This is a genomic window from Guptibacillus hwajinpoensis (genome assembly GCF_001039475.1).
In the GTDB taxonomy this organism is placed as follows: domain Bacteria; phylum Bacillota; class Bacilli; order Bacillales; family Guptibacillaceae; genus Guptibacillus; species Guptibacillus hwajinpoensis.
In genome coordinates this window covers 952,373-972,053 of the sequence record NZ_LELK01000004.1, presented here as the reverse complement: position 1 = coordinate 972,053, position 19,681 = coordinate 952,373, and the positions used below count along the sequence as shown (strand labels likewise).

Here is a 19,681-nt window from a genome sequence, read left to right as displayed (position 1 = left end):
AAAATACATTATCATTATTTTCCAGAACCATCTTTGATCAAATCAGATCCAAGAAGTTTAATAAAGATTCCTGAAATGATGGCCACACAGATAAAGACGACAACTGAAATAGCTGATCCCTCTCCAAAGTTCGTTTGCTTAAACATAAGGGTATAAGCGTACATGGATATGGTTTCAGTTGAGTTCGCTGGACCTCCACCAGTTAATACGTAAATTAAGTCGAACACTCGGAATGCATCAAGCGTACGGAATAATAGAGCTACAAGAAGGCTTGATTTCAGTAGCGGCAACGTAATCGTAACAAACTGCTTCCATTTATTTGCTCCATCAATGGATGCTGCTTCATAAAGGGATCCAGATATTGTCTGTAATCCTGCAAGAAGAAGTAATGCCATATATGGCGTTGTCTTCCAAACATCCGCAAAGATAACAGAGAACATCGCACCTGTATCAGTTGTTAATAGCATCGCCATTCTGTCAACAAGTCCAACATCTTCAAATAGCTTTGCGACAATCCCGTTTTGACCATCATATAGAAACTTCCACATAAGGGCCGCAACTGCAGTCGGGATCGCCCATGGAATAAGAATACTCGCTCGAATTAATCCTCTTCCAAGGAAAGCTTTGTTAATAAGGAGGGCAATAGCAAGACCAAGAATAAGCTCTGCTAACACGGAGATAAATGTAAACACGCTTGTGTTCCAAAGAGAGCGCCACATCCGTTGGTCAGTTAAATTCTCTTTATAGTGTTCAAATCCGACAAAGTTAGGCTCTACCACAATCTCAGTAAGTGCTGATGATAACCCAACGATTTTGTCACCTTGTTCTAGATTGCCGTTCTCGTTAATCGTTCTTAAATCAGCATTAATTTCTTTAACAGACGTAGTAAATTCTTGTGCAACATCTTCTTCGATTTCAATATACTTCATGTCGGCTGGGATATTCTCAAAGTTATCTAATTTTGCATTAATTGTGTCGTAGTTCTCTTGTGCTTCAGGCTTTTCTTTAATACCTTCATCGAGGTTCTCAAGCGTTGATTTAATCGTTGTTAATTCCTCACTTGAATTACCTTTATCAATTTCAGAGTCAATGGCTCCGACTAGAAAAGGGAAGTTCTGTAAATAACGATCTAAATCGATTTGGTAATCTAGATGAACTTCTGATTTAGTCGGCTCATTGAGCTGAAGGTCGAAAAGACTAAAATAAAAGGATTGAATAACTGGCCAAATGGAAATGGCTAGAATTAGGATAAGTGCTGGCGCTACAAGTAAGTAACCTACAACAGAATCATTCTTCTTCTTCTTCTTAGGCCGCTTCTCAACTTTGATCGGCTCTTTCGGATCGATTTCCGTTTGCATACCACCGCTCCTCTCTTAGGAAAAAACATTAGCCTTCGGTTAGAAGGCTAATGTATATCACATTTACTTTTCTAATTTCTCATTCATTTCTTTCTCCATTGCAGCAGCAGCTTCTTCAGGTGTTTCTTCTCCTGCGATTGCTTTTGATACATGGATTTGAATGATTTCAGAAATTTCAGGATAGTTCGGTGCTACTGGTCGGGAAACAGCTGCTTCAAGAGCAGTTTGGAACCCTTCTTCACCAAAGAATGGGTTTGCATCAATGATTTCTTGGTCATCGAATAGAGCTGGAAGTGTTGGTGCGTGTGAACCTACAATTGCATCAATTTTCTGTCCTTCTTCACTAGTCATGAACTTCAATAGTTCCCAAGCTTCTTGTGGATGCTCAGAGAAGTTGTTGATAGCTGACATCCAACCACCAAGAGCCGCTGCAGAACCTGCGTCACCTTCAGGAAGAGGAGCTACTTCTACGTTACCAACAATTTTAGATTGCTCTTCATCATTAGCAAGTGCGTACTGGTAAGGCCAGTTACGGATAAATGGAGATTGACCTTCAATAAATGCAGTGTGAGATTCTACTTCAGTGAACGTGTTAATGTTTCCTGGAACGAAATCTGAGTTTGCAATTTCAACCAACTTAGAAAGTCCTTTAATTGCTTCAGGGCTATTGATTACAACTTCGCCATTCTCATCGATGAACGCGCCACCATAAGAAGCTACGAATTCTACAGCATTTGTAACAAGACCTTCATATTGCTTCGCTTGCATAAGGTAACCAAACTTCGTACCATCTTGACCTTTTAGTTCAGAAGCTTGAGTCATAAGATCGTCCCATGTTTTTGGAGCTTCAGACACTAAATCAGTACGGTAGAACAGCATACCTGCATCAATAAACTTCGGCATTGCCCACTGCTTACCATTAAATGTTGCTGCAGAAACTGGACCCTGGTTATAGTCGTCCATGTTAATGCTATCTTTCTGGATGAAGCGATCAAGAGGTAATACATAACCTGCTTGTGCGAACTCAGCTGGCCAGATTACATCGATATCGAATACATCAATCTCAGATGATTCTGCGTTCAGCATCGTTACATATGCATCGTGTTGTGCACCTGTATCAGTTGGCATTTCACGGAATTCTACATCGATATTAGGATTCTGTTTCTCAAATTCTTCAATCATCGCATCAGTTGCACCTGTTGCATCTTTACCACGTGCATAAACGATTGTGACCTTTTCTCCTTCTCCAGAACTCGCATTTTCGTCTCCTGAATTAGTGTTGCTGTTTGAAGATGAATTGTTTGAAGAGCTACAGGCAGATAGTACTAGAATTAGAGCCAATACGATAAAAAGAAGCTTACTATTCTTCAAAATTCTCATAACAGTTTGTCCCCCTTAAGTTTGGTTGTAATCGATTTCAATAAGTTGTAATCGATTACAATAAAGATAGCGCTTACAATGTTGTTATTATGTTGAATCACGAATAACTAGTGATAGAGGCAGTTCAATAACGGCTTGACTCATTCGTTCCCGTATACCATTCAAACACTCAATGAAAACGGTCATCGCTCTTGCGCCGATTTCGTCACCTGGTTGATAGATGGTTGTTAGTTCTGGTTCAATTAAACTCGCGATCGGTTGATCATCAAAACCGAGAATAGCTATATCCCGCGGTACATGAAGACCATGTGTTCTAGCTTCCTTCACCATTGCTGATGCAACCTCGTCCCCACCAGTAAAAATAGCAGTTGGTCGATCGGAAAGCTGAAGGATTTGCTGAAATACTCGTTTACCATCTTCCATCGTGTATGTATCACGGAAGATCCAATCTGACTTCATGTCAATTCCAGCTTCTTCTATCGCTTTGAAGAATCCAAGGCGTCTGTCAAAGGACAAGCCACTCGTTGAGCCCATGCAGTATGCGATTTTCTTGTGGCCTTTCTCTATCAGATGCCGAGTACCTAAATAGCTACCCTGTATCTGATCCAGACGAACCATTGGAACAGTCGCTTCGTGATGGTATTCATTGCACAAGATAATTGGTCCATATGCTGTATAAGGCTGAATATACTCCCACTCATTTTCAATAGAAGTAAAAATAACGCCATCAACTTGTTTTGTTTGGAGCAAGTTAAGAAAGTCAATTTCCTTCTTCTTACTTGATTTAGTCTGACAGATAATCAGCTGAAACCCATTTGCTTCAGCTACTCTCTCAATTCCATCTAGGATTAAAGTGAAAAATGGATTAGTCAATCTTGGAATTAAGACAGCTACTACATTCGTCTTGCGATTACGTAGATTTCTAGCAGATGTGTTGGGAAAATACCCAAGCTCTTTCATTGCATCATGTACTAACTTGCGCTTGTCTTCAGATACGTGTGGATAATCATTAATGACGCGTGACACAGTTGCACTTGATAAACCTGTATACTTTGCGACATCAGCAATTGTAGCCATGTTAAATCCTCCCCCGAAAGTTCAAAAGACCCTCCCTTCTTTTGTAATCGATTTCATGAAATCGATTACATTTATCTTAGCTCAAGTTCACAAAATGTTCAACATTATTTTTAGAATTTTTCTAAAAATTTATTTCTGAAGCTGAAGTTTCCTTAGATACTGGTAGCTTTGTGTAACACTCTCGATTGGATCGTAGTCACAATTATCCTGCTCAACAACCCACCACTTAACGCCACTTTCCTTACCTTGCTCAAGGACTTCGTCAATCGGTATGTTACCCGTACCAAGAATGACAGTCTCTTCCCTCTCATCATCCGAGCGATCTTTCAGATGAACGATTGGCGTTCTTCCAGCAAATTTCTTCATCCATTCAACAGGATCATGTCCGACCATATTAAGCCAATAAATATCAAACTCAGCTTGAATAGATTCATCTGCTTTAAGAATGTAATACAGTTCGCTTCCATCTAGATTACGTCCAAGTTCAAAATCATGATGGTGATAACACAGCTCAAGGTTATGCTCAGCACAAATGGCAGCTGCCTTTTTCATGATGTTAGCCACTTCTTTAAAATCTTCACTTGTTCTTCTTTCAGGTGGCAACCACGGACAAACGATACGAGAATTACCAAGCGCAACTTGCTCCTTAATCACTTCGTCTAAATCATTCTCTATTCGCTCAATTGGAATATGATGCCCAATAACAGCTAAATCAAGTGCATCCAATTTCTCCTTCACTTCTTCAGGATTATAGTTGTATAAGCCCGCTAACTCTACTCCTTCATACCCAATCCCTGCAACTCTCTCAAGAGTTCCAAAGAAATTTTTCTCACATTCATTTCTCAATGTATAAAGCTGTAAACCAACACCTATTTCGTTCATTTGTCTCTCTCCTTTTTCAATAACGTTACAATTAGAAATTGCTCAATGCAAAGGTCCAGTGGTGACCTACTCCACATGTTTCGATAAAACGACTTGAAACCCTTTTTTATTACAAAAAAACCTACGTTTCATTATGAACTTTCTCTGTATTCTGTCGAATTTGTTCACCGATGTATTTTAGCGAAGCACTTGATCCATATGTTCCATGACTTAAACCATTTTCATCCCGTTTGCTTCCGAGACCGATAAACTGTTCAGATGGTTTAAAGTATAGACCTAACAATGGAATTTTCTTTGATGAGTAATAGCCTATTTGATAAGCAGCGTCTGGAAACTCACTCAAAAACTGAACCTCTCCAAGGTATGTCTCCTTTTCAATACGCTCAATCCTTTCACAGTGTTCTTTTCCTAATATGATAATCAGTGATGGCTCTAGAAAAGCCAAGAGATCGACTACCGAATTCTTTACGAAGTCTGAGTTAAGCAATTCTTCTTTTTCCTTCATTCGCCCTATCTGCTTTTGAGTTGGAAAAGGGAATAAATCCATGTGAATTACAGGGGTATATGCATTAGCATCATAAAACGATCCTCCCATGCCATTCATGAACGCTTCGAGCTTACCGCCACCTTTTCTTCCAAACCAACTCCTATAAGCGGTGTCCCGTTCGAAATACGTACGATAGTAATCAATCGTTTTCTCTAACTTCGAATCATCATAACGATATTCTTCTAGATTCACATGATTCTCTCTAATAAAGAACCTGGCTTTTTCGTTTTCTAAAAGCTCGTTATGTTGATTCAAAAACTCTTTAGCAGAGGGATTTGTGCCAACCGTCACGATATTTCCTGGCACGTTTTCACCACGCCACAGTACAGGTGTAGATCGTTTAATGAACTCATTATCAAAAGGCGATTCACTAATCTCCTTTTGATAATCAATAGCTCGTTTAAGTAGGGATTTTGCGATGCTCATCTTGGATGGTGATAAGTTAGGCGTATGTTGATTCATTTCACTCACTCCTGTAATAGTCGTTTCTTTTCACTTCATACCCTCTTTCCGCTTGTTGATTCAGATCCAGTGTTCTAGAAACAAAAAAAGCCTTCTCTAGTCGTAATGTACGTTCCATTACTTTCGAGAAGGCTTTACTAAAGCGTGATTAACAATTCTCCGGCGTACCAGCGTTCGTCGCTGTTTTAAACGAAGAACCACAGCCGCATGATGCGATCGCGTTCGGATTGTCGATTGTGAATCCGCCGCCCATCATGTTTTGTTTATAATCAATATTCACACCGTTTAAGACCGGCGCACTTTCTTTATCCATAATGATTGTAACGCCGTGCTGAGCATCAAGTGCTTCATCGTCGTCATTGATTTCTGTGTCAAAACCCATGCCGTAGCTTAAGCCTGTACAACCTCCACCTTTAACACCTACACGAAGATATAGACTATCGCCTTCTTCTTGCTTCATCATTTCTTTTACCTGTGCTGCTGCAGCTTCAGATAAATGGATCATATAAATCCCTCCAATCACCGTATTGCTACTATTAGTATACCGCGCCTTTTAATTGAGCTCAACAGATGACACTTATCTTACAGCTGTGCTCAATTCTTTAGCCTGGTATTTATATTTCAACTGCAATATTAGATTATGCGTCTCATCGAGTTTTTGACTATACTCTAGTACATCGGGATGATTTAAACCGAGGACCATAGCAGATTGTGTCATTTTTGCTCGTAGAATTTCAATTTCATTGTTGTATCGCTGCATTGTTTCACAGTCCAAGACTTGAGTCCCCTCTCTAATCACTTCCTCCTATTATTCTACATGATTATCCTTTTATTTACAAACCATTACCTAACCTTGTGAATAAAAGACTCCTGTCGTGATCGTTACAGCAGGACCTGTCATCCAAACATGATCATCTTTGGCCCAAGTAATGAAAAGGTCACCACCAGCAAGATGAACCGTTACTTCAGTTCCTTTAGACGTTTTCTCATTTAATACGCCAGCCACAACAGCAGCACAAGCACCAGTACCACAAGCCTGTGTGATTCCTGAGCCACGTTCCCATACGCGGAAATGAAATTCCTTGTCCGAAACCACTTCTACAAATTCTACGTTAATGCTTTCTGGGAACATCTCATGATCTGTAAAATAAGGTCCGGCAGTTGTAAGGGGTGCTGCTTCAATCTCGTCTACAAACATCACCATATGTGGGTTCCCCATTGAAACACCAGTCATATGAAATACGTTTTCCTCAAATTGAACTGATTCGTTAATCACTTTATCATTTGATTCACCACTCATTGGGAGACTGCCTCTTGTCCACTGTGGTTTCCCCATATCAATCGTAACCGTATCAACGCGATCATATTTGAGATGAACTTCTGCCTGTACAATTCCACCTAGTGTTTCAATGGCGAATTTCTCAGCAGATACAATGCCATTCTCATAAGCATATTTCGCCACACAGCGTAATCCATTTCCACAGTTTTTACCTTCAGATCCGTCTTTATTAAAAATCCTCATTTTAACCTCAGCAAGCTCAGACGGACAAATTAGAATCATTCCGTCTGAACCAATGCCAGTATAGAGATTTGAAACTTCAATCGCGTACTGTGGAAGCTTCTCTTCTGGCAATTGTTCTTCAAATTGGTTTATATAAATATAATTATTTCCTAATCCGTGCATTTTTGTATAAGTTATTTCACGCAATGCTTTCACTCTTTCTGTCATTTAATGGCTCTTCCGAACAGCTTCTGTTGTCCAGAAATAATCATGATCTATTTTTTCAATTACAAGCTTTCCGTTACAGCAAGGCATCACGAGCCTCGTTTTAATTTCTTCACAACCCTGTTTGTAATCTCTCTCCGTCATAGGTGTTAGAACGTTCTCACTATGACAAAACGGGCATTGCGGAATATAGACGTCACCCATCATACGATCGTATGGCAGTGTATGTTCAAAGCTACTCAACAGTGATCCCCTCCTGTCTTTTATTTAGACAAGTATACCGTAATCAAACGAAAAAACAACATTCCTTTGCCTATATTAATTCGTTTAGTATTATTGAGATGATTGTTAGGAGATAAGGTCCTCCGGGGGATGACTCGCTTTCCGCGGGGCATGCGCTGAGCCTCCTCCGGATCTTGCCGAAGTTGGCGCTTAAAATCTCTCTCTTTTGACGTTAACAGGAACTAGAATTTTTGGACTTCTGCTTTTTTTATGTTCTTATTTTTCAGTCCTCGATGATTGGAGTGCAAATCACCCACCCTCTCATTGCAACAAAGTATACGAAAAGAGCCAATAAAAAAAAGCCTCTATATAAGAGGCTTTCAATTTAGAAGATAAGCATACCAGCAATCGCTGCGTTTAACAGGTTAGCAAGCGTACCTGCAAGGATCGCGCGCATTCCAAATTTCGCAATTTCAGGGCGACGGCTTGGTGCAAGTCCACCAAGTCCTCCAAGAAGGATTGCAAGAGATGAGAAGTTCGCGAATCCACAAAGAGCGAAACTGATAATAGCGACTGATTTATCAGTAAGAGTTCCTGCACCAATTTCAGGACCGAATGCAGAGAAAGCAACGAATTCGTTAAGAATAAGTTTCTGACCGATATAGTTACCAGCTTGAACTGCATCCTGCCATGGAACTCCAATGACAAATGCTAATGGAGAGAAAACATAACCAAGAATTTGTTCAATCGTAATATCTCCGTATCCGAAGAGTCCACCAATTCCACCAAGTAATCCGTTGAAAAGTGCAATAAGTGCGATAAACGAGAGAAGCATTGCCCCTACGTTTAATGCAAGTTTAAGACCATCAGATGCACCGTGTGCTGCTGCATCAATTACGTTAACGTGATCTTCGTTACGTTCCATTTTAATCTCATTTGCTGTTTCAGATTCTTCCGTTTCAGGCATGATTAACTTCGCCATCAATAGACCAGCTGGAGCTGCCATGAAACTTGCAGCAAGCAAGTACTCAAGTGGAACACCTAGAAGAGAATATCCAATAAGTACTGAACCCGCTACTGAAGCAAGTCCACCTGTCATAACTGCAAATAACTCAGATTTCGTCATTTTATCAATATAAGGTTTGATGACTAGTGGTGCTTCCGTTTGACCGACAAAGATATTAGCTGTTGCAGAGAGTGACTCAGCTTTACTTGTTCCAAGTGCTTTTGAAATCGCTCCACCAAGAATTTTAATTACCCACTGCATAATACCCAGGTAATAGAGGACGGAGATTAAAGATGAGAAGAAAATAATGATGGTTAATACTTGAAAAGCAAATATAAAACCGATGCTCTCATTCCCAATTAGTCCACCGAATAGGAAAGCTATTCCGTCATTCGCATAATTTATAATATCTTGCACTCTTAATGAGAGCCATTTCAGTCCAGCTTTACCCGCTTCCCATTTTAATACTACGAATGCGAACGCTACCTGAATAGCAAGTGCACCAAGAACCGTACGGAGATTAATCGCTTTGCGGTTTGTAGAAAAGATAAGTGCGATGGCAAATAGGACTGCCATACCACCTAATCCCCATAGAATTTGCATATTTTACACCCCTCGTGAATTATTGAATCCGTTTATAAGCTTAGACTACCCCATTACCAGATTTAAAATAGAAATATTATAGCAATCAGCTAAATATAGCGCTTACAAACAGTCTTTTGTGTCTGAAAATTCGACATTTTTCGCACACATGCGGAAAATAAAAAGTCTGCTCTCTCTCTATCAGACTTCCGAACCTTAGTTATTATAACACAGAAAAAAATGAATGAAAGCCCTTAATTACGTTCATCTAATATTCTAATTATTTGGCTATGTTACCTCATATTGTTGATTTCTCAATTTTTGGCTCATTCGAGTGAAACCTCAGTTTCACGCGCCTTTCAGCTCTGCTGAATGGTCACCACAGGGCGTAAATGAGCAAAAAATCAACATTGTTCATTAAGATAGCCAATTATTTTATCGATTAACGCTTCAGCGCTATCCGCATGAATGAGAACGCCTGCCACAATGGCAAAGGCTTCAGAGTAACAATTTCCACAATAACCAAGACATCCATAGTCCACTAAATTCGTATTCGGTATCTTTTCCAATTCTCTCCAAACAACCATATTTTCTCTAAGGTTGCCGGCACAAAACTCAATTGTAGTCAAATGAAAGCAACTCCTTTTGATACTCATTTTAGAAATTATATTGTACATATGTAGCAGTTTCGCTATACTTTTAACTGTCAGAACTGAAAGAATAGTTAGTATCATTATAGCGCGTGTCGCTTTCTTTTTTCATATTAAATTCTAAATTCTTCGTGCTATTCAAATCTTAAACGGACACAGCGTTATCGAATTTTACCAAAGGGGACCTCTTATCATGAAAAGGCTAGTGCTTTTAGGCGGCGGGTACGGTGGTATGCGCATCCTACAGAAATTATTTGCATCTGAACTCCCAGAAGACCTCACCATTACGCTTGTTGACCGCAATCCCTATCATAGTATGAAAACAGAATATTATGCCCTTGCTGCAGGGACAGCGAGTGATCACCATATACGTGTTCAATTCCCCGTCAATGAGAAGCTTGAAATGAAGTACGGAGAAATTTCAGGCATTGATTTAGAACAAAATGTAGTCAGTTTTAAAGACGATGACGATCTTCCATACGATACACTCGTTATTGGATTAGGCTGTGAAGACAAATACCATAACGTGCCTGGGGCAGATGTTCATACCCTCAGCATTCAAACCATTGATTCGTCCAGACGAACGTATGAAGTATTAAACAATCTCGGCCCTCGCTCGATCGTTGGAATTGTTGGAGCTGGGTTAAGCGGTGTTGAACTCGCTAGTGAGCTTCACGAAAGTCGACCGGATCTTCAAATTAAATTATTTGACCGAGGACACACCATTCTTTCTGCCTTTCCAGAACGGCTCGGTAAATATGTTCAATCCTGGTTTGAAGAACGCAATGTAGAAGTAGTAAGTGAATCGAATATCACAAAAGTGGAACCACAAACCCTCTATAACCATGGCGAACCCGTTCATTGTGACTCGATTGTATGGACAGCCGGTATTCAGCCAAACAAAGTTGTAAGAGAATTAGATGTAGAGAAAGACGCACAACAGCGTATCATCCTTAATGACTACCATGCGATGTCAGATTACAACAACGTATTTGTTGTAGGAGACTGCGCAAGCCTACCACATGCACCAAGTGCACAGGTTGCAGAAGAACAAGCTGAACAAATCGCTCTAGTTCTACAAAAACAATGGAAACAAGAAGCACCACCTGCTCTTCCACCAATTAAAATCAAAGGCACACTAGGATCCCTCGGAAGCAAACACGGCTTCGGAGTAATGGCCAACCGCCCACTAACCGGCAGAGTTCCAAGACTTTTGAAATCCGGGATATTATGGATGTATAAGAATCATAATGGCTAGAAAAGCGGAGACGAGCGTTTAGAAACGCAGATATTGGAACTCTTGAACTGGAACACGTTCTTTGTGTTCCGGTGAAAGAGTGAAATATCGGAGTTTCTGCGAGTCGTAGCTGGATCACGAAAAGCGGAAGTGGGCGGTTAGACACGGCAGGCACTGGAGCCTTGCAAAATGAACACGGTCTTTGTGTTCATTTTGCAAGGTGAAGTGACCGAGTGTCTGCCCACTGCAGCTGGAGACGAGCGTTTAGAAACGCAGATATTGGAATGACCAGCACTTGAGCCACTCAAAAAGCCAGCAAGCTAAAATCGCTTGCTGGCTTTTTACGATTCACGCTGTTGCAGAATGATCTTCTAACACAGCATATAAGTCTTTCAATTTCGGATTTCCTTCAGATACGATCTCATTTCGGACAACAACGACAGGATAGAACAAATCTTCATCAATAACTTTTGCAGCGAATGCAGCTTCCGTTCCTGAAAGTTCACTATGAATATCTATATACCGAACAGCTATCTTTCGATCAGGATATTTACGTTCAAGTGCAGCTCTCAACCATTCGGCTGTTTCCTCTGATGAGGGGAGGTTAACACAGCTTGCACAACGTTCTCCCGCTCCATAGACAAGTACTTCTTCCATGTTGCAATACGCCCTTTCTGTATCGTCACTTTTCTTTATTGTACCTTATTCATGTTAGGACGAAAAGAACCATTCGTCTATTTCCTTTTTCAATCTTGAATGTGGCATCATTGCGTGATAAAGTTATAGTGATAATTATAATCATTCCACGTTAGCACATAGATTTTTCAGTTAATTATCAGTATAATGGAAGTATGAAGGGAGTCGATGAATGATGCAAGAACAAGTACAGGATGTATTGAATAAACTGCGTCCATTCCTACTGCGCGACGGCGGAGACGTAGAGCTTGTAGACATCGAAGAAGGCGTTGTAAAAGTACGTTTAATGGGAGCGTGCGGCAGCTGCCCTAGTTCCACTATTACACTTAAAGCAGGTATCGAGCGCGCACTTCTTGAAGAAGTTCCAGGCGTAGTCGAACTTGAACAGGTATTCTAAATCTAACAAATTCATCCCCTCCAGTTATCTGGAGGGGATTTTTTAATGTATTTCATTTTTCAATTAGGCTCTTTATTATTGCTTTTGAAACAATTTTTGTTTAAGACCTTACTTAGCTGATTAGAGCGGAAGATGCTCGACTCTAGCGGGACAGGTGAGACCCCCACAAGAGCGGAAATGAACCACTATTCTACTAGCAACAATGAGTACGAAAAGAGCCTTCCATTAAGATAACCACTCGATTTTTCTCATTTGGCTTCCACGATCACCAACTAATTCTTTAAATAACATACGATATAAACCTTCACGTTCACCTTCACTTCTAACGAACTCCTTCATATAAGCAAGACTTCTTTCCTTTTCCTTTAAGTTCCCATCACTATAATAATGCTCGACCGCTTCAACATAAGGAAGTGGAAACAATAGCCTTGCGTAAAGTAAATTCCAATCCATCTGATTTAAGGTGCGCCGCTCATGGTAATCCCATAGAAAGGTTCGAATGTTCGTAAAGTCACCGTTGCTATGGATTAATTCATTCCTAATCCACTCGGCAAGGTCTCTTGCAGGGTGATCGAGAATGAACTCATTTGGAAAGAGTGCTTCAGATGTTCTTTGAGAAGTAGATGTATATCGATTGAACGCAAGTGTTCTCACCTGAAAAGGATTTTCACCAGTATCCATTCCTGAGTCTACAATATACTGAATGGCATTTTCTGATACACCTGAGTAATAAGGAAACGTTTCGATAAACCACACATCGAATTCTCTTAAGCTTTGTTGCTGATTTTTTAATTCCTCACGAAAAGCCTCAAGCTGATCCATCCGAAACTGCCATCTCGTTTGCCACGGTTGAATCTCTGGTAAATCACTGTAGGCTGCTAGAAGATTTCCTCCTTTACGATGCAGAAGAGCAAGGCGCTGCCCATCACTTAATCTGCTATAACCGCGATTGTGTGGTTTTTGGTACAGAGTATGAGCTTCATTGTTAATCGTCTCGATGTACTTTCCTCGTCTAGATTGAATAGGCATCATTGTTGGTTCATTTTGCTGATTGTAATACTGAGCAACCATCACAAACCACGGAAAGTCTACTTCTTGTTCCATGATCGTACGTCTGAGTACATATTCGGACATATCAGCAGTTCTAATTTCATACCCTTCATTTCTCTGAATTTGCTGTTCAACTACGATGCCATACTGATGAAAAAGCTCCCGTTCAAGCATGATGACCCTCCGACATTACGTCATTATATTCGTAACATATGCTCTAAACGCCCAATAGGTGTATTTGATCATCAAATATTCGTTGTCATATTTGAAGCGTTCCTGCCATATACTAATAAAATCAATAACCTACAATACCAATTTACTATAAAGTTAGGTGGGACAAGAATGGGCGAAAAACCTATGGATCTTGTGGAGCAAGCAGCTAGAACAAAATTAAAAGAACGCGGAGTAGAAATTAGCGATATTGCAGACTTAGTCTACTATCTTCAGGAGAAATATCACCCTAACCTTAAAATAGAAACATGCGTGGAAAATATAGAACGAGTACTGTCAAAAAGAGAAGTTCAAAATGCAATCCTAACGGGAATTCAATTAGATGAACTAACAGAAAAGAAGATGCTAGATCAACCTTTGCAGGATATCCTAATGAAAGACGAAGGGTTATATGGTGTGGATGAAATTATCGCCCTATCCATCGTGAACGTTTATGGCTCAATCGGATTTACTAACTATGGTTTCATCGATAAACAAAAACCTGGCATTCTCGAGAAACTGAACGACAAATCATCTGGTATGTGTCATACGTATCTTGACGATATTGTCGGAGCTATTGCAGCCGCAGCATCCAGTCGTCTTGCCCATCGAGCTCAGAAACTCGAATAGCTTACAACAAAAAAACGCCCAATGGGCGTTTTTATATTTTCCATTCATCCAACGTTAGTGCTGTATAAGTCGGTTGTCGTTCTACCGATACAAGATGCTCTCTAGTCGTAACTCCGGTATGCACAAGCAATGTATCAAGGCCTGCGTTCATCCCAGCGAGAATATCCGTTCTATAATTATCCCCAACCATCAATGTCTCTTCTTTCGAAGTTCCGAGTTGAGCAAGTGCTTGTTCCATAATAATCGGTTCAGGCTTTCCAATGAAAATAGGATCAACTTCAGTCGATACAGATACAACTGACGTTAACGAACCATTTCCAGGAAGCAAACCACGTTCAGTTGGAATCGCAATATCACCATTTGTTGAGATAAAAGTAGCGCCATTCCGAACAGCTAAACATGCTGTAGCAAACTTCTCATACGTAATCGTCCGATCAATACCAACTACTACGTAATCAGGTCCTTCGTCTTTCAATGTTAACCCCTTATCTGTTAAGGCATCACGAATTCCTTCTTCGCCTATAACATAAATAGAGGCATCGCTCTTCTCATTTGAAATGTAACTTGCAGTCGCCATACTCGTTGTAAATACGTGGTCTGGTGTACATGGAACACCGAATTGCTGGAGCTTCTCAGCAACCTGCTCTTTCCGTTTCGATGAGTTGTTAGTTACAAATAAATATGGAATATTTGCCTCTTGGAGACGCTTAACGAATTCCACAGCTTCCAGAATCTTTTCAGTACCACGATACATTGTACCGTCAAGATCGATTAAATACCCTTTATACTTTTTCAATTGACTTCCTCCTTTTAACCATAAGAAAACCGCTTCCCATTATGAAAGCGGTTGATTTATTGGTGTTGTCACATGATGAACAAACGTATGCTGTTTAAAATAGCTGTTCATCATCCAAAACACCTCTCAGTCTACAAACAGTTTAGCTTATATCACTGTCCCTCATCAACTATTTATCGTCTTCAGGTATAAAGGCGGATACTACTCCTAGCTCGTCATTTAAATAGGTTCGAACATATTTAGGGAAGCTTTCAATGGCTTCAATATTCTTTCTTATATTCTTTTCAAGCGCAGTATGATCAAGACCAATATACCTTTGCATAAGAGGCTTTCTCATCAAAACGATTTCTTTCAAAGCTTTAGAGCTGTCGGTAGGGATGACTTTCTCATCTGCTAATATTTCAATGATGTCTTCGTAACTTCCCGGATCTCTCATAATAAAGCCATCAATAAGATTGTTACCAACATCAATTATACTTTCAATAAAAACATGATGAACTCTCTCCAAGCCCAATTTCTCAATCGGATTCTGAAACGTACTCTCTTTGAAAAGATCAACGCCATTCGTTAAATAAACAAGATGCTCTTCAATTTTCTTTCGATCAACAAAATACATGGATACCCACCTACCTAATGAACAAATTAACAATCATGGAGCCTATGTAACACTAGTTGTACCTTAACCCTAAGTGTACAGCTTCATTCTATCATAATCTAAAATGAAAAAGCTTACATTTAGAACGGATGTTATATGAGAAATCGTAAGAATTTGGTATGATAACGGTAACTAGAAAAAGGAGGGTGTTAAGATGGAAGACGATAGACTTATCTATGACGAACAGGAAGCAACTGAAGCAAGGTTCGTATGCTTCATGGGAAGCAATCATCGGTTTGATCTTTGCATTGTGAAATCGGATCGATTTTTTGGAAAATCACTCGTTCTTGACATTCAGGGAGGTAAATTCGCTATTATTGGTCACGACGACCTTAATGAGCCAGGTAACATCGAGCATGCTTATTCCCTTAATGAAGAAGATGCAGAAGAACTTCGAACCTTTCTTCGCGAGAGATTAAGCGCTTAATATTTTCATCCTGCAATGAATACACTACCTGTTAAAGGTGGTGTTTATTCATGTTTGATGATGAAAACTATACAGATTTTGCTAATGTAGAAAAGGGACGGAACTACGTGTTACCTGAAGATACACCTGAAGGACCATATGGTTCACCCGTTAATAAAAAATTGGGTAAAACCACTCCTTGGCGTGAAGGTCAACGTTCTTACAGTGCGTTCAACTACGAGAATAAAAACCTTCACCAGAACCTTCCAAGGCAAGATCCAGCCTCACACCCTCCACATGATGATTCTGAAAAAGACTCTGAGAAACCATATAAAGCATAAGCCAAATGGCTTATGCTTGTTGTTGTTGTTGTTGCTGCTGTTCCTGTTGCTGTTGCTTCTTAGGTTTTTCCTTTTTCTGTTTCTTTAATACAAAATAAGGACATCCAAAATTACAGTATTCATATAAATAATCCAGCACAGTGCTGAACTTCGTATCAAACGTGGCTTTTTGATTACGATCCTCGAAAAACCCCTTTAGCCTCAATTGGCCATATCCCCAGTCACCGACAATGTAATCGTATTTATCTAGAATTTCGCTGTATCTTGCCGTGAACGCTTCTTCGTTCCAGCCTTCCCGCTCATCTTTGACCAGCTCAAATGTTTGTTGATTAACTGTTATCACTATACTTCCCTCATTTCATATGGGCTCATTAGTCTTATGATACCTTTTTTATATGAATTGTCCAAGTAATACCAGTAAAAAAGAAACGACAATCGGTCATGATAACCGTATGGAGGTGAATGTGAGTGAAAAAACAAGTACTGTTCATTTTGCCACTTGCACTAGGACTTGCTGCATGCCAGGGGCAAGATGCAACTGATTCTTTCGACCATGCAGATCTAACACCAGTCAAAACGGACCCTGAAGAATACGGAATGAACATGGCAAACTCTCAAGAAAAAGCAAAAAAAGGAAATTTTGGATTCGTACGTGAATCTAGAAATACAAACAACATGAATTCACAGGCAAAACCGAGAGATGTCGTCTATCTTGATCGAGAGCGATTGGCAGACATGATAACATCAATGGCCATTGTTCTTCCATACGTAAATGATGTTGCTACGCTCGTAACAGATGAAGAAGTGTTAATTGGTTATAAATCAACAACCAAAGACCGTGATGGCACTGCAGACCAAGTTAAAAAGACAGCCCTTTCCGTTATTCCACGTTATTACCATGTCTACGTTTCAGACGAGCAAGGAATGATCGCTGAAGTTGAGCGCTATCAGAACGGTTCTACTGCAAGTGGTGAACTCGATAAAAGCATCGAGCAAACAATCGCAAAAATGAAAAAATCACCACAAGGGAATAAGGTTAGTGAAGGCGAGAATGAGAACGGTGAAATGAAGGGCGAAATGAATGATGAGTTAAACGATTCAAACGGAAACGAAATGATGTCGAAATAAAAATCGGCCCTGGTTAAGGGCCGATTTTGTCTTATATTTATTGACTGATTTCCGCTTTTTTTGCTGCGTTTACTTGTTCGTCGGCGTGGTAGGAAGAGCGTACCATTGGGCCGGATTCACAGTGTTTGAATCCTTTTTCTAGCGCGATATCTTTTAGCTCAAGGAATTCTTGTGGAGTCCAATATTTTTCAACTTTCAGATGCTTTTTAGAAGGCTGAAGGTATTGGCCAAGGGTCACAATATCAACATCATGTGCACGAAGATCGTCAAGTGTTTGGATAATTTCTTCCTTCGTTTCACCAAGTCCCAGCATGATACTTGATTTTGTAGGTATTTCTGGATTCATTTCCTTCGCACGTTGAAGAAACTCAAGTGTACGACGATATTTTGCACGTGCGCGAACTCTTGGAGTAAGACGTTCTACCGTTTCAATATTATGGTTCATAATGTCTGGTTTCGCATCCATTAGTGTTTCAAGTGCTTCATATTGTCCACCCATATCGGAAGGAAGTACTTCAATCGAGCAGAATGGATTCTTTCTACGAATTGCACGAACGGTCTCAGCAAAAACTGCTGCGCCTCCGTCTTTTAAATCGTCTCTTGCAACTGCTGTAATAACAACGTGTTTTAAGCCCATTTGTTCAACGGAATCTGCTACACGTTCTGGCTCAGCCCAATCAAGCTCAGTTGGAAGCCCAGTCTTAACCGCACAGAATCGGCACGCACGAGTACAAACGTCCCCAAGGATCATAAAGGTCGCAGTTTTTCGAACAGCCCAACACTCATGAATGTTTGGACATTTTGCCTCTTCACATACAGTATGTAGCTTTTTCTCACGCATCATCTTTTTAAGGCCTTTGTAGTTCTCGTTTGTATTCAGTTTTATTTTCAACCACTCTGGTTTACGTAGATATTCTTCTTTCTTACTCACTATTATCACCCCACCAATTCCTTTTCTGTATTAAAGAATAACATATCCAATATGTGTATTTCTAGGAAAAGTGTGAATCTAATGACGATTAGGGCTTTTTACCTTCCATTATTTAGATCTAATGTTTTAGAAGATGAAAACCACACTAAGAGTAATGACAATTTACGAAAGGAGAAGAAACGCTTGAGAAAATACAGTTTTCTTATCCTTATTCTTTTCTTTCTCTTACCAACTAACATTTGCTTATCTGCAGAAGTAGACGAAGATAAATTAAGAGCAGAACGAATGATGTTGTTTCACAAAATGGAAACCCTGACACATGTACCATGGTACATTTACGCTGGAATTGATCAATATGAACGAAGTATTAGACGTTCTCAAAAAGATATTCCGCGTGAAAAGGGCGCTATTGCGATCTATATTCCACCTGAAAAATGGGCTGGAGGAGCTAACCCAAACAAAGCAGATACTTCCGCTAATTCCATCTCATTCTTTGGAGGGATTGGGCTTGATGGCAATGGTGATGGTAAAGCAGTTATAACGGATGATGAAGACCTTCTCTATACGATAGGGCATTTCTTACAATCTTATGGGACAACGATTGAGGATATACGGATTGGTTTGTGGGATTATTATCATCGTGATCAAGCCGTTCGAACAATTATTAGCAATAGTGCTGTTTATCGGACTTTCGAAACACTGAAGCTAGAAAAACACGCTTTTCCTGTTCCACTACATGCGAATTATAGCTATCGAAGCACATGGGGAGACCGTAGAGGCTGGGGCGGGCTACGAATTCATGAGGGAACAGATATTTTTGCATCCTACGGTGTAGCAGTGAAGTCAACGAGCTACGGTACGGTTGAGACAAAAGGTTGGAATCGATACGGTGGTTGGCGTATCGGTATTCGAGATATCCAAGGCAATTACCATTATTATGCACATTTAAATGGTTTTGAAAAAGGCATTGAAAAAGATAGCGTTGTTCAACCCGGTCAAGTGATCGGCTATGTTGGAAGCTCTGGGTACGGTCCTAAAGGAACCGCAGGTAAATTTCCACCTCACCTCCACTATGGTATTTACAAAGATAATGGAAGAACAGAGTGGTCATACGATCCCTACCCTTCTTTGCGCTTATGGGAACGCCAGGAACGATCAAGAAAAAAGTAAAAGAGGAACTAACAACTCGTTAGTCCCTCTTTCTTTTTTATTGTTTTCTAGATACTCTCACAGCATTAAGGATACTCGCTGTAAGACCACCCCATATAATAACCATACCAACAATCATCATAAAAATTGCGCTACCACCCAT

At 40.1% G+C, this 19,681-nt stretch carries 25 protein-coding genes; 7 read left to right on the top strand and 18 right to left on the bottom strand.

Going from position 1 to position 19,681, the window contains the following annotated elements; translation table 11 throughout:
- Positions 1-14: 14 nt before the first annotated feature.
- From AB986_RS14965 to AB986_RS14915, 11 genes are all read right to left on the bottom strand, one after another.
- The gene (locus AB986_RS14965) at positions 15-1,358 is read right to left on the bottom strand and encodes a carbohydrate ABC transporter permease (protein WP_048312006.1); all 1,344 of its coding nucleotides are present in this window, start codon (positions 1,356-1,358) and stop codon (positions 15-17) included.
- Between the two features lie 63 nt (positions 1,359-1,421).
- The gene (locus tag AB986_RS14960) at positions 1,422-2,738 is read right to left on the bottom strand and encodes an ABC transporter substrate-binding protein (RefSeq protein WP_048312004.1); all 1,317 of its coding nucleotides are present in this window, start codon (positions 2,736-2,738) and stop codon (positions 1,422-1,424) included.
- Between the two features lie 87 nt (positions 2,739-2,825).
- Positions 2,826-3,815, bottom strand: coding sequence for a LacI family DNA-binding transcriptional regulator (locus AB986_RS14955; RefSeq protein ID WP_048312002.1), 990 nt, complete (start codon positions 3,813-3,815; stop codon positions 2,826-2,828).
- Positions 3,816-3,944: 129 nt separating this feature from the next.
- Entirely contained in the window at positions 3,945-4,697 is a 753-nt protein-coding gene (locus AB986_RS14950) for a sugar phosphate isomerase/epimerase family protein (protein WP_048312000.1), read from the bottom strand.
- Between the two features lie 121 nt (positions 4,698-4,818).
- The gene (locus AB986_RS14945; RefSeq protein ID WP_053216208.1) at positions 4,819-5,706 is read right to left on the bottom strand and encodes a hypothetical protein; all 888 of its coding nucleotides are present in this window, start codon (positions 5,704-5,706) and stop codon (positions 4,819-4,821) included.
- A gap of 148 nt (positions 5,707-5,854) precedes the next feature.
- Entirely contained in the window at positions 5,855-6,211 is a 357-nt protein-coding gene (locus AB986_RS14940) for a HesB/IscA family protein (protein WP_048311998.1), read from the bottom strand.
- Positions 6,212-6,283: 72 nt separating this feature from the next.
- A complete protein-coding gene (locus AB986_RS14935; protein ID WP_236690395.1) occupies positions 6,284-6,481 on the bottom strand; it encodes an aspartyl-phosphate phosphatase Spo0E family protein in 198 nt (65 codons plus the stop codon).
- Positions 6,482-6,553: 72 nt separating this feature from the next.
- The gene (gene dapF, locus AB986_RS14930; protein WP_201779286.1) at positions 6,554-7,414 is read right to left on the bottom strand and encodes a diaminopimelate epimerase; all 861 of its coding nucleotides are present in this window, start codon (positions 7,412-7,414) and stop codon (positions 6,554-6,556) included.
- Between the two features lie 21 nt (positions 7,415-7,435).
- Positions 7,436-7,675, bottom strand: coding sequence for a hypothetical protein (locus AB986_RS14925; RefSeq protein WP_236690394.1), 240 nt, complete (start codon positions 7,673-7,675; stop codon positions 7,436-7,438).
- 364 nt (positions 7,676-8,039) lie between these two features.
- Complete coding sequence (locus tag AB986_RS14920; protein ID WP_048311992.1) at positions 8,040-9,263, bottom strand: NupC/NupG family nucleoside CNT transporter; 1,224 nt, start codon at positions 9,261-9,263, stop codon at positions 8,040-8,042.
- A gap of 383 nt (positions 9,264-9,646) precedes the next feature.
- The gene (locus AB986_RS14915; RefSeq protein ID WP_236690393.1) at positions 9,647-9,871 is read right to left on the bottom strand and encodes a DUF1450 domain-containing protein; all 225 of its coding nucleotides are present in this window, start codon (positions 9,869-9,871) and stop codon (positions 9,647-9,649) included.
- Positions 9,872-10,085: 214 nt separating this feature from the next.
- Between AB986_RS14915 and AB986_RS14910 the strand changes: the two genes are divergently transcribed.
- Positions 10,086-11,150, top strand: a complete 1,065-nt coding sequence (locus AB986_RS14910) for an NAD(P)/FAD-dependent oxidoreductase (protein WP_048311991.1) — start codon at positions 10,086-10,088, stop codon at positions 11,148-11,150.
- Positions 11,151-11,477: 327 nt separating this feature from the next.
- Here AB986_RS14910 and AB986_RS14905 read toward each other — a convergent pair whose 3' ends face one another.
- On the bottom strand, positions 11,478-11,786 hold the full coding sequence (locus tag AB986_RS14905; protein WP_048311989.1) for a DUF1462 family protein: 309 nt from the start codon (positions 11,784-11,786) through the stop codon (positions 11,478-11,480).
- Positions 11,787-11,997: 211 nt separating this feature from the next.
- On the opposite strand from AB986_RS14905, the gene AB986_RS14900 reads away from it, so the two are divergent.
- Positions 11,998-12,222, top strand: coding sequence for a NifU family protein (locus tag AB986_RS14900; protein WP_048311987.1), 225 nt, complete (start codon positions 11,998-12,000; stop codon positions 12,220-12,222).
- 225 nt (positions 12,223-12,447) lie between these two features.
- Here AB986_RS14900 and AB986_RS14895 read toward each other — a convergent pair whose 3' ends face one another.
- Positions 12,448-13,446 carry a protein kinase family protein gene (locus AB986_RS14895; RefSeq protein ID WP_048311985.1) on the bottom strand — a complete coding sequence of 333 codons (999 nt, stop codon included), beginning with the start codon at positions 13,444-13,446 and terminating at the stop codon, positions 12,448-12,450.
- Between the two features lie 168 nt (positions 13,447-13,614).
- On the opposite strand from AB986_RS14895, the gene AB986_RS14890 reads away from it, so the two are divergent.
- Complete coding sequence (locus tag AB986_RS14890) at positions 13,615-14,112, top strand: phosphatidylglycerophosphatase A family protein (RefSeq protein ID WP_048311983.1); 498 nt, start codon at positions 13,615-13,617, stop codon at positions 14,110-14,112.
- Positions 14,113-14,143: 31 nt separating this feature from the next.
- Here the strand turns inward: AB986_RS14890 and AB986_RS14885 are convergent, their stop codons facing one another.
- The gene (locus tag AB986_RS14885; RefSeq protein ID WP_084006581.1) at positions 14,144-14,908 is read right to left on the bottom strand and encodes a TIGR01457 family HAD-type hydrolase; all 765 of its coding nucleotides are present in this window, start codon (positions 14,906-14,908) and stop codon (positions 14,144-14,146) included.
- A gap of 169 nt (positions 14,909-15,077) precedes the next feature.
- Positions 15,078-15,524, bottom strand: coding sequence for a DUF86 domain-containing protein (locus tag AB986_RS14880; protein ID WP_048311981.1), 447 nt, complete (start codon positions 15,522-15,524; stop codon positions 15,078-15,080).
- A gap of 193 nt (positions 15,525-15,717) precedes the next feature.
- Between AB986_RS14880 and AB986_RS14875 the strand changes: the two genes are divergently transcribed.
- Positions 15,718-15,990, top strand: a complete 273-nt coding sequence (locus AB986_RS14875; RefSeq protein ID WP_048311979.1) for a DUF3055 domain-containing protein — start codon at positions 15,718-15,720, stop codon at positions 15,988-15,990.
- Between the two features lie 50 nt (positions 15,991-16,040).
- Complete coding sequence (locus tag AB986_RS14870; protein WP_048311977.1) at positions 16,041-16,310, top strand: hypothetical protein; 270 nt, start codon at positions 16,041-16,043, stop codon at positions 16,308-16,310.
- A 10-nt stretch (positions 16,311-16,320) separates the two neighbouring features.
- On the opposite strand, the gene AB986_RS14865 is transcribed toward AB986_RS14870, so the two are convergent.
- Positions 16,321-16,653, bottom strand: coding sequence for a YutD family protein (locus AB986_RS14865; RefSeq protein WP_048311976.1), 333 nt, complete (start codon positions 16,651-16,653; stop codon positions 16,321-16,323).
- A 125-nt stretch (positions 16,654-16,778) separates the two neighbouring features.
- Here AB986_RS14865 and AB986_RS14860 point away from each other — a divergent pair, with 125 nt between their 5' ends.
- Positions 16,779-17,438, top strand: coding sequence for a YhcN/YlaJ family sporulation lipoprotein (locus tag AB986_RS14860; protein WP_048311974.1), 660 nt, complete (start codon positions 16,779-16,781; stop codon positions 17,436-17,438).
- Between the two features lie 37 nt (positions 17,439-17,475).
- On the opposite strand, the gene lipA is transcribed toward AB986_RS14860, so the two are convergent.
- A complete protein-coding gene (lipA, locus tag AB986_RS14855; protein ID WP_048311973.1) occupies positions 17,476-18,369 on the bottom strand; it encodes a lipoyl synthase in 894 nt (297 codons plus the stop codon).
- Positions 18,370-18,552: 183 nt separating this feature from the next.
- Between lipA and AB986_RS14850 the strand changes: the two genes are divergently transcribed.
- Complete coding sequence (locus AB986_RS14850) at positions 18,553-19,539, top strand: M23 family metallopeptidase (RefSeq protein ID WP_407921925.1); 987 nt, start codon at positions 18,553-18,555, stop codon at positions 19,537-19,539.
- Between the two features lie 37 nt (positions 19,540-19,576).
- Here AB986_RS14850 and AB986_RS21835 read toward each other — a convergent pair whose 3' ends face one another.
- Positions 19,577-19,681: a methionine/alanine import family NSS transporter small subunit gene (locus AB986_RS21835; protein WP_084006579.1), complete on the bottom strand. Its 105-nt coding sequence runs from the start codon at positions 19,679-19,681 to the stop codon at positions 19,577-19,579.